Below are 13,292 nucleotides of genomic sequence, written 5' to 3' on the forward strand. Positions count from 1 at the left end.
TACTTTTTTATTAATTAATTTGTGGCTGCCTTACGGCGCTTTGCTGATTTTTCACGTTCTGAAGTATTCAAAATTTCCTTTCGAATACGAACGTTTTCTGGTGTTACTTCAACATATTCATCATCATTCAAGAATTCCAAGCTAGCTTCAAGACCCATGATACGTGGTGTCTTAATTGATGCTGTTTGATCCTTGTTAGAAGAACGAACGTTAGATTGTGGCTTTAACTTTGTTACGTTAACAGAAATATCGTTGTCACGAGAATTCATACCAACAATCATTCCTTCATAAACTTCAACGCCGGCACCAACAAACATTTGTCCGCGATCTTCAACACCCATGATGGCATAGTTTGAAGTAGTCCCTTGATTAATTGAAACCAAAGCACCATTACGACGACCAGGTTCCCAGTTACGGATAACAGGACGGTATTCAGCATACGTATGGTTATAAATACCGTATCCGCGTGTTGCAGTCATAAATTCAGTAGAATAACCAATTAAGCCACGTGAAGGCGCCATATATGTTAATCTTGTCTGACCGTTACCAACTGCTTCCATATTAATCATCTCACCCTTACGTTGGTTCAATGAATCAATAACTGTTGATGAATATTCGTCAGGTGTATCAATTTGTACAGATTCGAAAGGTTCTGATAATTGACCATCAACTTCACGGTAAATAACTTGTGGTCGTGAAGCTTGTAATTCAAAGCCTTCACGACGCATTGTTTCGATCAAAATTGATAGGTGTAATTCACCACGACCAGATACTAACCAAGCACCAGCTTGATCTGTATCAACAACACGTAGAGAAACATCAGTATGCAATTCGCGCTTCAAACGATCCTCGATTTGACGTGCAGTAACGAACTTACCTTCACGACCAGCAAACGGACTATCATTTTGACGGAAAGTCATTTGCAATGTTGGTTCATCAATACGCAAAATTGGCAATGCTTCTGGATGTTCTGGATCAGTAACAGTTTCACCAACGTTGATGTCTTCCATACCTGAAATCGCAATCAAATCACCAGACTTTGCTTCTTCAATTTCAACACGATCCAAACCGATATAACCAAATAACTTAGTTACACGGAAGCTCTTTGTTGTGCCATCAAGCTTTAATAGATCAACATTATCACCAACTTTGATTGTACCGCGCTTAACACGACCAATTCCAATACGACCAACGAAATCACTATAATCTAACATTGCAGGTTGGAATTGTAGTGGTTCGTCTGAATTATCAACTGGTGCAGGAATTGTATCAAATACTGCATCAAAGACTGGCTTCATTGTATGCTCTTGATCTGCTACGTCTGAACTCATTGAACTTGTACCATTCATAGCTGATGCGAAGATAACAGGGAATTCTAAGCCCTCATCGTCTGCACCCAATTCAATGAACAAATCCAAAACTTCATCGACAACTTCATCAGGACGAGCACCTGGACGGTCGACCTTGTTCACAATAACGATTGGTGTTAGATGTTGTTCGAACGCCTTTTTAAGAACAAAACGTGTCTGTGGCATTGTACCTTCAAAGGCATCAACAACCAATAAAACACCATCAACCATTCCCATAATACGCTCAACTTCACCACCGAAGTCCGCGTGTCCGGGTGTATCTAAAATATTAATTTGTTTGTCGCCAACTTTAACAGCTGTTGTTTTTGACAAAATCGTGATACCACGCTCTTTTTCGATATCGTTGGTATCCATGGCACGGTCACCAATATCTTTACGAGAGTCTATTGTATCTGATTGCTTCAAAAGTTCATTGACCAACGTTGTCTTTCCATGATCGACGTGGGCAATAATAGCGATGTTACGGATGTCTTCGCGATTTGCCAATTTTCCAGTGCTCCTTTAACTTACTGCTACTCATAGTAAAAGCTAGGGAAACAAGATAGCTTATTACCCTAGCTCTTTCGCAACGTCATAATTTTACGATGCGTCTGATGTGTAGCAACTAATACTACGTTTGATTTTTAACATATCAAGTGGTGAACCGTCAAGGTTTGTTACCAAAAGATCTAATGTTCTTGCCAGGACATTGCCTGCTGCAAAATCCCAGGGCATCATCTTGGAAGAATAGCCAACTGATTGCCCACGAATGACTCGAATAAACGATGGCCCCGCCGCACCAATCACACGATATCCTAATGCATGCTTAGCAATTGTGTCATATCCGAACATATTATATAGTAGCCGTTTACCGCTCAACAAAATGATACCATTTTCGAGTTGTGTATCTACTGGATTAGTCATCCGTAATTGGTTACTATAAACACCAATTTGTGGCCCACCATGATAGACTACATTGCCCATTACGTCTAATATCCAACCCAGAATTGGTTCGCCATCAACGTATAAGGCAATCATGATAGCAAAATCTTCTCGTTGTTTAACAAAGTTCATCGTCCCATCAATCGGATCCACAAACCAAACGTGTCCTGCCATATTAGTTGGTCGATCGCCATAACCTTCTTCACTCACAATAACAGCGCCAGCATCAAAACTCCGAATTTTTTCGACAATAATTCTTTCATTGTTTCGATCAACATTCGTTACTAAATCGCTGGCGTCTGATTTCACATCAACGTCTAATTGTTGATTCATTGCTGTAATCGTTTGTGTTCGTAACTCATCAAGCCATAACATGACTGTTTGGTCAATTTCTTGAATTTCAAATTGTTGAAAACTCATAAGCCTAATCTTATCCTATCTTTTGACGAAGCTTTTGCTGTTTGTATCGTTCTATAAATACTATATCCCGTTTGTTGCTCAAAATCTCGATCAAATTTACGCTGTTCGCCCTTAGATGGTATTACATCACAAAAATCACGGTATGCTGTTAGTAAATTGGAACGTCGCATACTCGTTTCATAAACTGAGAGCACATCATCTACTAACTTAGAAACCTTAATGATATCCTGTGTATGCCAATGTCGTTCAATTGGCAGCTGATAATTATTATTTGTCATACACCAATTCTATCAAATTTTGCTATACTAAAATAGTATAAAAATGTGTCATGTGACATATAGGAGAAATGAAAAATGCGTTTTACAATGGATAAAATTGTACGTGATGGTGATCCCGTTTTACGTGCACAAGCAAAAAAGGTTGAATTCCCTCTTAGCGATGAAATCCAACAATTAACTCAGGATATGATGGACTATCTTGTTATTTCACAAGATGATGAGCAAAACGAAAAGTACGGCTTGCGTCCGGGTGTCGGTTTAGCTGCACCACAAGTTGGTTACTCTCTCCAAATGGCTTCAATTCTTGTTCCGCCTTTGGATGAAGATAGTGATGAGCCTTATTGGCAAGGTACCATCTTTAACCCGGTCATTATTTCTGAATCAGTGAAGCGCGGTGCACTTAACGTTGGAGAAGGCTGTTTATCTGTAGATGAAGACGTTCCCGGTTTCGTCACACGCGCCAACCGTATTACAGTTCGCTATCAAGATGAACAAGGTCAAACACAAACCATCAAATTGCGTGATTATCCTGCTATTATTTTCCAGCATGAGATTGATCATCTACACGGTCATCTTTATTATGACCACATCAATACAACAGCACCTTGGCGTGTTGAAGATGATGTTAAGTATATCGACTAAAATTAAATATAGACACAAAAAACATCAAATATAATTTGATGTTTTTTATTCATCATAATTTATCAAAATCTACAACTGCAATAACTGGTAGATTTCTAAAACGATTATTATAGTCCATACCATACCCGACTAAGAATTCGTCTGGTACAAGCATCCCCGCAAAATCGACGTCGATATCAAGAACACGCGCATCCTTTTTATCAGCAAGAGCTACAGAGGTCACTGAGGCAGCACCCTTTAATTCGAAATAATTAATGAGCCACTTCATTGTACGTCCAGAATCGATAATCTCATCTACAATGACAACATCACGATCCGTCACATCCATACTCACATCATGAACAACTTTCACTTGACCGGTTGACGATGTGCCATTATAGCTTTTAACATCAATAAAATCAAAATCAACATCAAGTGGCATGCGACGTAACAAGTCAGTTGCAAATATGACGCCACCCTTCAATACGGCGACAAATATCGGCCTTTGAGCTTTATGCTCATACCTTGTTGTTAACGCATTGGCAACACGTTGCACTTGTGCTTGGATATCTGTTTCGGTAGCAATAACTCGCTTTATTGCTGGATGATTAATCAATGAAGTCATTCAGTTAATCCTACTCTCTTAAAAATCTCATCCACATGACGCAAATGATAATGATAATCAAATGCATCATCAATTTGTTCTTTTGTCAAATGCGATGTAATTGTTGCATCGGCGTCCACTAAATCTCTAAACATTAATTGCTCATCCCACGAACGCGCAGTCAAAGGTTGTACGGTATCATAAGCTTGCTCACGAGATAATCCAGCATCAATTAGGCTCAGTAATAGACGCTGTGAATAAATCAAACCGTATGTACGATCCATATTACGACGCATTGTCTCTGGGAAAACACCTAAATTATTCAAAATACCTGTATGCCGATGTAACATATAGTCAATCAAAGCTGTTGCATCAGCTAAAATGATCCGTTCAGCAGAAGAATGACTAATGTCACGTTCATGCCATAAAGCAACATCTTCTAATGCAGTTACAGCGTACCCTCGCAAAACACGTGCTAATCCTGTGATATTTTCGTCACCAATTGGATTACGCTTATGTGGCATTGCTGAAGAGCCCTTTTGACCCTTAGCAAATCCCTCTTCCACTTCATGAATTTCTGAGCGTTGTAATGAGCGAATTTCTGTTGCCAACTCTTCCATTTGCGTACCAATTAACGCAATTGTTTGAATATAATCAGCATGTAAGTCACGCGGTAAAACTTGTGAACCAATAGGTTGTGGTGTTAATCCAAGTTCATCCATTGCCACTTCTTCAACACGCGGTGGTACATTGGCAAAAGTTCCAACCGCTCCACTTAACTTACCTGTTTCAACTGCTTTTGATACACGGTCAAAACGTTCAATGGCACGTGTTGCTGAGGCATAAAAACGTGCCATTTTCAAACCAAACGTCGTTGGTTCAGCATGGACACCGTGTGTCCGTCCCATCATGACTGTATCTTTATATGTCAAAGCCAACTTTTTAATGGCAGCTTGCCATAAACGCAAATCTTCTTTAATGATGTCATTAGCCTGTCTCAAGCGTAATGCTTGGGCAGTGTCAACAACATCAGTTGAAGTTAGACCGTAATGAATCCACTTACGCTCTTCCCCTAATGATTCTGACACATTTCGTGTAAATGCTACAACATCATGACGCGTTTGTAATTCAATTTCTGCAATACGCTTTGGGTCAAATGTTGCATTGGCACGAATTTTTTCTAGATCTACAGCAGGAATGTGTCCTTCTGCTACCCAGCCAGCATCAACAGCAATTTCTACATCAAGCCACGTTTGATATTGGTTTTGCATAGACCAAATATCGCGAAGTTCCGGTCGTGAATATCGTTCTAACATGTTTACAATCCTTTATATTCTGTCTTTATCTATCATTGTACCAGTTAATTTCATTTTTGAGTTCGACATTTTATTAATTTTATCTCACAAAAATAAAAAAGGTTCGTAAATAGCGAACCTTTTAAGCTTTTTATTCATCTTAAACGAACGTTAAGTTTGTAACCGTTTAATTGATTAATGTTTGCGTTGGTTTAACAACCACCATCGAAACCAAAAAGGCAATAGCGTACAAAACAGCAATAGCAACAAACACAATTTGATAATCCATATTCAAACCATGAACAATAAAACTTGCTAATTGATTACCTGATAAACCAGCCGCTGCCCATGCCGTCAAGGCAATACCATGAATTTTAGAAATGGCATGCATTCCAAATCGATCTGCTAATAATGGTGGTAAGGCTGAGAAACCACCACCATAACCAGCGTTAATTAAGAAGAATGCTGCCACAAGTACAATTGGCATCAATCCGCTGGTATTTGGTAGGAAATATGCCAATAATGACATCACTAATGATATTGCAAAGATAACACGATAAACAGTGTTACGGTCTAGCAATCGATCAGATAGTGTTGCAAAACCAATTCGACCTGCTGCATTGAAGAATGCATCAATACTAACAACTGTTGCAATGGCGCCAACTGAGAAAACAGCTACATTATTCGTATTGGTTAGGCCAGCTAAAATATCCTTTTCTTGTGAAATAATCGCTAATCCAGCAGTAATATTCAGATAAAACATTAACCATATACCAATGAAATTAGTATTTTTAACTAATTGTACTGGATTAAACTTGTTTTTAAGTGGCTTTTCATGCCAATCGAGTGGTTTTCTAATCAGCACAGAACCAATCAACATCATCACTGCAAATACAATAGCTAACACAATAAACATCTGCCACAGGCCAACACTCGTCTGTAGCCGCATCATAATTGGTGAAAAGATCATTTTTGCTAAACCAAAGCCAGCAACTGCTAGTCCAGTACCAAGGCCCTTATTATCTTTAAACCATAGCATTAAATTTTTACTGGCGTTAAATAGCCAATACCAAGACCAATCCCCATAATGACGCCATAAAAAATATAAATACCAATGAGCGACTTTTGCTGAATACTTATACCTGTGCCAATCATCCCAACCACAAAAATAACGTGGACAAGAGTGCCGACTTTTTAATATCCTGCTCAACAAAATGGCCTAATGCTGCGGCAGATAAGCCTAAGAATAGAATTGCAATTGAAAATGCCCATTCAACATTAGGTACCGATGCGCCAATATAGTCCGCAACAGCTTGCTTAAAAACACTCCAGGCATAGACGGTGCCGATACTCCCGTGAATTAATAATGCTGGTAGCGCCGCTCGTACCCATTTGTTTTCCATTAAACCTTCTCCCATCACTTGTTTATCTTATCATTTAATCATAATAAGTTTAAATTGTAAACAAAACACGTATAATTTTAACATTAAACCATTATAATAAATAAAAAACACGAATATTAGAATATTGACATTCGTGTTTTTTATATGTATTCTTTACCATTAAAACAATCCAGTAATCGTGCCAGATTCATCAATATCGATGTCATATGCAGCAGGATGTTTAGGTAACCCTGGCATGGTTAAAATTGACCCCGTTAGCGCTACTAAGAATCCTGCTCCCAACTTAGGGACAAACTCACGGACATGAATAACAAAATCTCTTGGTGCCCCAAGTTTTTTAGCATTATCAGATAGTGAGTATTGCGTCTTAGCCATAATAATGGGTAATTTATCCCAACCATACTTTGCAAATTCTAATAACTGCTTTTCTGCTTTAGCACTTAATTCAACGCCTTGTCCGCCATAAATGGTTTGAACGATTTTGTTTAACTTCTCGACTGCTGTATCTTCTGTTGCATATAAAGGTTTAAAATCAGATACCTGATTTGCTTTTTCAACTACTGCTTGGGCAAGTTCAGTCGCACCCAAACCACCTTTGGCCCACACATCACTGGTATAAGCTTCTACGTTAAAGTGTTGTGTATAGGCCTTTATAGTTTGCATTTCTGCATCGGTATCAGCTGTAAAACGATTAATCGCCACAACAACAGGTACCCCATAGCGCTGCATTGATTGTATATGTCTACCCAAATTTTCTAAACCGACTTGCAAAGCCTCAAGGTTCTCAGTATTCAAATCGTCTAGTGCAACACCCCCATGATGCTTTAGCGCACGAATGGTTGCTACGATAACAATTGTATCAGGCGTTTTACCCAAAATAGGCACTTTGACATCTAAGAACTTCTCGCCACCTAAATCAGCGCCAAAACCACCTTCTGTAACTACATAATCAGCTAATTTAAGTGCCGTTTTTGTTGCCAGAACCGAGTTAGTTCCTTGCGCAATATTGGCAAAAGGACCACCATGAATAATGGTAGGCGTATGTGCTAATGTTTGTACTAAGTTAGGCTTAATTGCATCTTTAAGTAAAGTTGTTAAAGCACCTGCAACGTGCAGATCTTCAACCATCACTGGTTCTTTATCATAAGTATATCCGACGACAATACGCTTAATTCTATTTTTTAAGTCTTGCAAATTCGTTGATAGTGTTAAAATAGCCATCAATTCGGAAGCTACAGTAATATCAAAGCCATCTTCACGTGGTACACCGCTTGTAGGGCCACCTAACCCAATGGTCACATGCCGCAAAGCACGATCATTAATATCCAAAACACGTTTCCAAAGGATTCTTCTTGGATCGATATTTAAAGGATTCCCTTGATAAATGCTGTTATCTAGCGTGGCTGCTAACATATTATGTGCAGCAGTTAATGCATGAAAATCCCCAGTAAAGTGTAAATTAATATCAGCCATGGGGATGACTTGAGAATAGCCCCCACCAGTAGCACCGCCTTTCATCCCCATCACTGGTCCTAATGATGGTTCACGTAAGGCAATCATCGTTTTTTATGCGCTAATTGCAATGCATCAGCTAATCCAACTGTCACCGTTGATTTCCCTTCACCAGCCGGTGTGGGATTAATTGATGTTACTAAAATCAATTTCCCAAGTTGCGTTTTACGTTCAACATCGTCATCAAGCTTTATTTTTGCCTTATCATAACCATAAGGTTCAATTTCATGTGTCGCTAAACCGGCTGACTTGGCTATTTCAATAATTGGGGTAATTGTTGCTGATTGTGCAATTTCAATGTCTGTTTGCATCTTTTAAATTCCTCGCTCAATAATGATGTGTCACGATTGTTGACCTATTATTTTACTTCATGTTGTATGGCTTGATAAGCAATATCATGCCGATACTGTAAATCAGTGCCCAATTGGTCTAATTTATTATAAACTTTTTGTTGCGCCAATGTCGTATTCATGTCATGTGCCACAACAGTCGCTACACGACCACCGCTAGCAACACCGGCTTTAACACCTGCAAAATTAATAATTAATGGCGTAATCTCATCAGCTGTTGGCACTTTTGCGCCTTTAATTGGTGCTTGGGGATATCCTGCAGCAGCCAAAACCACGCCAACATAAACATCACTATCTTGCCACTCGGCTACAGGTTGATTGCCATTGAGCAAGTCCATAATTAATTGATAGAAATCAGATGTCAACTGTGGTAACACAACTTGTGCTTCTGGATCACCAAAACGGACATTGAACTCAATCACTTTAGGCCCATCTTGTGTCAACATAACACCGGTATATAATACCCCTATAAATGGGGTACCCTCGTTAGCCATAGCTGCAATGGTTGGCATCACAAGTTCTGAAATTGCGCGATCACGCACAGCGTCACTCAGCCAACGTACTGGACTGTAAGCACCCATACCACCAGTATTAGGTCCCTTATCGCCATCAAATCGACGTTTATGATCCTGCGCAATAGGGGCATGCGTGACAACGCCATTTTCCCCAACTAATGAGAAAATTGAAAATTCTACACCATCAAGATATTCTTCAATCACTAATTTTGCTGCAGCATCACGCGTGTATACATCAGATAAATAGTCCTCTGCCTGTGCTACATCGTTAATAATTGTAACGCCTTTACCCAATGCCAAACCATCCAGTTTAAAGACAATTGGTAATCCAAATTTGGACAAAGTCGACTGTGCGGCCGTTAAAGATGTTACGGTAGCGGAATTAGCAGTTGGAATATGATACTTATGCAGCAATGATTTTGTAAAATCTTTAGACCCCTCTAGTTGTGCTGCAACCGCATTAGGACCAAAAATTGTTAACCCGGCTTCTTGGAAACAATCGACAATCCCTAATGTCAAGGGTTCTTCATTGCCGACAAAGGTTAAATCAATATGATTATTTTTTACTGTTTCAATTAATGCTGTTGTTGCATTGGCTTGAATATCTAATCTGACAAGATTTTCATCTGTCATGCCATCATTTCCCGGCGCAACATATACCTGACTCACGATTGAACTTCGTAAAAATGTTTGAGCTAATGCATGCTCTCGAGCACCAGAACCCACAATCAAAACTTTTGCCATGATCTTCCCCTAAATTATGTAGTCAAAATCCTGATTATTGGATTTTGAAGCATGATAAAATCAAATCATTATTAATGTTTAAAGTGACGTTTACCACTGAAGACTAATACAATCCCTAATTCGTCTGCTTTAGCAATCGAATCTTTATCTTTAATCGACCCACCCGGTTCAACAATTGCTTTGATGCCGTGTTCAGCAGCATATGCAACTGAATCATTCATTGGGAAGAAAGCATCCGAAGCCAATACGGCCGTGTCAAAGCCAGGCTTTTGACTTGCTTTTTCAATAGACATCACTACAGAATCAATACGATTAGGTTGACCCGCACCAATACCCAATGTCTGGCCCTGACGCGCAACAACAATCGCATTGGACTTCACATGCTTAACAGCTTTCTGTGCAAAAACCATTGCTTCAAGTTGTTCTGCTGTTGGCTGTGCTTGAGAAACCACTTCAAAGTCAGCTTGGTTTTCACTCAATAAATCACGTTCTTGCACAACGAGGCCACCAAGAACACTGGTTACTTCTAACTTTTGTGGCACGTCTGTACTAAATGGTAGTGTTAGCAAACGTAAGTTCTTTTTTGCAGCCAAAATTTCATAAGCTTCAGGTGTAAAACTAGGCGCAATAATAATTTCTAAGAAAATGGCGTGCATTTTTTCAGCAGTTGCAACATCGACTTCACGGTTCAAGGCCACGATACCACCAAAAATAGAAATATCATCAGCCGCAAAAGCATTATCCCATGCAGCTTCAACCGTATCACCTTGCCCTATGCCAGCAGGATTCATGTGCTTAACTGTAACAACCGTCGTGTCTTCAAATTCTGAAATAATACGTAATGCAGCATCTGCATCGCGAATATTATTATAACTGAGTTGCTTGCCGTGTAAAATTTCGGCGTTAAGCACAGAATATGTCTCTGGCAAGGCTGTTTTATAAACTGCTGCAGCTTGATGAGGATTTTCACCATAACGCATATCATCAAACTTATCATAAGGTAATGTCAAAGACTGCGGGAATTCTGTTTTGGTCAAATAATTGGCAATTAACGCATCATAAGCAGCTGTATGTTGGAAAACTTTTGCTGCAAGTAACTTACGAAAATCACCATCGATCGTTTTTTCCTGCAACTTTTCGATGACGATATCATAGTCTGATGGATCAACAATTGGCAATACAGCTGCAAAATTTTTGGCAGCTGAACGCAACATGGAAGGGCCACCAATATCAATATTTTCAATAGCTTCCGCTTCTGTCACACCTTCTTTTTGAATAGTGGACTTGAAAGGATACAAATTAACAACAACCATGTCAATTGGTGTAATGTCAAATTCTGATAACTTAGCCATATGTTCTGGCAAATCACGACGTGCTAATAGACCAGCATGTACACGAGGATGCAATGTCTTAACACGACCATCTAACATTTCAGGAAAGCCTGTTACATCATCGATTGACGTTACTGACAATCCAGCGTCAGCAAGTACGCGATGTGTACCACCCGTTGAAACCAATTCATAACCTAATTCAATTAACTTTTGCGCGAAAGGTACAAGCCCTGTCTTATCGGAAACACTTAACAATGCACGTGTCATTTTAAAAATACTCCTTCATCTAATAATTTTTCAAGTGTATCAGGATACAAAGTATGTTCAACTTGATGTATCCGCTGTTCTAACGTTTCTAATGTATCAGTTGAATATCTGGGTACTTTTTGCTGTGCAACAATCGTACCGGTATCAACACCAGAATCAACATAATGAATGGTTACGCCTGTTTCTTGAACATGAGCATCAAATGCATCTTGTATGCCATGCCGCCCAGGAAAATGTGGTAACCATGCTGGATGAATATTAATAATCTTTTGAGGAAATGCGTCTAGCAATGTTGTGGTCAAAATACGCATATATCCTGCTAATAAAATACCATCAACCTGATCTGCTTGAAGTTGTTGAATAATATGAATTTCAGCATCTACCTTGTTAGCAAAATCAGCATAGCGGATCACTGTGATCGGAATGCCAAACTGTTCAGCTAAGTGACTAGCACCTGTATTTTCTTTATCAACAATTAATCGCACAATTTTGGCATTAAAGCGACGTGATGCAATAGCTGCTTGCAATGCCTTAAAATTAGTGCCAGTTCCAGAAGCGAAAACAGCCAGTCGCACCTCACGCTCTTTGTTCCCAATATTTACCATGGTGCATCCCCAGTAAACTTAACCTGAGGCTCTTGATTGTCACAATTAGCAACCGTGCCAATAACATAGGCTTCCTGATCGTGTTGCGTTAATTGTGCCATAGCTACCTCAACTTGATCAGCTGCTACAACAAGAATCATACCCAAACCATTATTAAATGTCAGCAACATATCATCTAATGATAGGTTACCTCGTGTTTGCAATGTATTAAATATTGGTAAAATTGGCCATGATCCCCATTCAATTTTGGCAAGTACATTGGTTGGTAAAGCACGTGGCAGATTTTCGACGATTCCGCCGCCTGTAATATGCGCCGCTGATTTAATTAAACCTGCTTCAATCAAAGGCCAGACAGTTTCTGCATAAAGGCGTGTTGGTGTTAATAGTACCTCTTGCATATCAGAATCTAATTGTTGAAAATCTTCGTTATCTTGAATACCAAGTACATGTCTCACCAGTGAATAGCCATTAGAATGAATACCCGATGATGGCAAACCAATCAAGACGTCTCCTGCTGAAACAGTTTGTGGGTTCAACAATTGTTGACGCTCAGCAACACCCACTGCAAATGCAGCTAAATCATAATGATTTTTAGCATACAAGCCAGGCAATTCTGCACTTTCTCCACCAATTAAAGCCATACCAGAAGCTTTAGAAGCCTTAGCAATGCCAGTGACAATTTCAGCAACAACTTCTGGGCGCATCTTATCTACTGCTAAGTAATCAAGCATAAAGGCTGGCTTAGCACCCTGTACTAGGATATCGTTAGCTACCATTCCCACTAAATCTTGCCCGATCGTATCATGTCGCTGAGCTGCAATTGCCAACAATAACTTAGTGCCCACACCGTCGGACCCAGATACTAATACGGGATCTTGATAGTTAGACCCTAAGGCATAAGCCGCACCAAAGCCACCAAGACCGTTTATCACTTCTGGTGTGTATGTATCGGCTACAGCCGATTGCATTAATTCAACAGCCCGTTCACCTGCTGCAATATCGACACCCGCTTTTTGGTAAGCATTTTGTTCATTATCATTGATTTGATTTGCCACG

Annotated in this window: 9 protein-coding genes and 3 pseudogenes; 1 reads left to right on the forward strand and 11 read right to left on the reverse strand. The window is 39.5% G+C overall.

The window, feature by feature from the left end:
- Window positions 1-14 precede the first annotated feature (14 nt).
- The 3 genes and pseudogenes from typA to LEUFL_RS0103985 form a co-directional block, all read right to left on the reverse strand.
- Complete coding sequence (typA, locus tag LEUFL_RS0103975) at window positions 15-1,856, reverse strand: translational GTPase TypA (RefSeq protein ID WP_010007627.1); 1,842 nt, start codon at window positions 1,854-1,856, stop codon at window positions 15-17.
- Between the two features lie 68 nt (window positions 1,857-1,924).
- Window positions 1,925-2,711: pseudogene (locus LEUFL_RS11375) on the reverse strand (inositol monophosphatase family protein).
- A complete protein-coding gene (locus LEUFL_RS0103985) occupies window positions 2,708-2,989 on the reverse strand; it encodes a UPF0223 family protein (protein ID WP_010007631.1) in 282 nt (93 codons plus the stop codon). Before LEUFL_RS0103985 ends, LEUFL_RS11375 begins: the two are co-directional and overlap by 4 nt.
- Before the next feature lie 75 nt (window positions 2,990-3,064).
- Here LEUFL_RS0103985 and def point away from each other — a divergent pair, with 75 nt between their 5' ends.
- Window positions 3,065-3,631 (forward strand): peptide deformylase, encoded by a 567-nt coding sequence (gene def, locus LEUFL_RS0103990; RefSeq protein WP_010007632.1) that lies wholly within the window; start codon window positions 3,065-3,067, stop codon window positions 3,629-3,631.
- 52 nt (window positions 3,632-3,683) lie between these two features.
- On the opposite strand, the gene hpt is transcribed toward def, so the two are convergent.
- The 8 genes and pseudogenes from hpt to purM form a co-directional block, all read right to left on the reverse strand.
- Window positions 3,684-4,235 carry a hypoxanthine phosphoribosyltransferase gene (gene hpt, locus LEUFL_RS0103995; RefSeq protein WP_010007633.1) on the reverse strand — a complete coding sequence of 184 codons (552 nt, stop codon included), beginning with the start codon at window positions 4,233-4,235 and terminating at the stop codon, window positions 3,684-3,686.
- The gene (gene purB, locus LEUFL_RS0104000; RefSeq protein ID WP_010007635.1) at window positions 4,232-5,530 is read right to left on the reverse strand and encodes an adenylosuccinate lyase; all 1,299 of its coding nucleotides are present in this window, start codon (window positions 5,528-5,530) and stop codon (window positions 4,232-4,234) included. Before purB ends, hpt begins: the two co-directional genes overlap by 4 nt.
- 166 nt (window positions 5,531-5,696) lie before the next feature.
- Window positions 5,697-6,912 (reverse strand): annotated as a pseudogene (locus LEUFL_RS11380) (OFA family MFS transporter).
- Window positions 6,913-7,071: 159 nt separating this feature from the next.
- Window positions 7,072-8,735 (reverse strand): annotated as a pseudogene (locus LEUFL_RS11385) (formate--tetrahydrofolate ligase).
- 47 nt (window positions 8,736-8,782) lie between these two features.
- Window positions 8,783-10,033: a phosphoribosylamine--glycine ligase gene (gene purD / locus LEUFL_RS0104015; RefSeq protein WP_010007638.1), complete on the reverse strand. Its 1,251-nt coding sequence runs from the start codon at window positions 10,031-10,033 to the stop codon at window positions 8,783-8,785.
- A 71-nt stretch (window positions 10,034-10,104) separates the two neighbouring features.
- Window positions 10,105-11,631: a bifunctional phosphoribosylaminoimidazolecarboxamide formyltransferase/IMP cyclohydrolase gene (gene purH, locus LEUFL_RS0104020; protein WP_010007640.1), complete on the reverse strand. Its 1,527-nt coding sequence runs from the start codon at window positions 11,629-11,631 to the stop codon at window positions 10,105-10,107.
- Complete coding sequence (purN, locus tag LEUFL_RS0104025) at window positions 11,628-12,236, reverse strand: phosphoribosylglycinamide formyltransferase (RefSeq protein WP_010007641.1); 609 nt, start codon at window positions 12,234-12,236, stop codon at window positions 11,628-11,630. Before purN ends, purH begins: the two co-directional genes overlap by 4 nt.
- Window positions 12,230-13,291 (reverse strand): phosphoribosylformylglycinamidine cyclo-ligase, encoded by a 1,062-nt coding sequence (purM, locus tag LEUFL_RS0104030; RefSeq protein WP_010007642.1) that lies wholly within the window; start codon window positions 13,289-13,291, stop codon window positions 12,230-12,232. The genes purN and purM overlap by 7 nt, the downstream gene beginning before the upstream one ends.
- Window position 13,292: the final 1 nt, after the last annotated feature.

The organism is Leuconostoc fallax KCTC 3537, assembly GCF_000165675.1.
Classification (GTDB): Bacteria; Bacillota; Bacilli; order Lactobacillales; family Lactobacillaceae; genus Leuconostoc_B; species Leuconostoc_B fallax.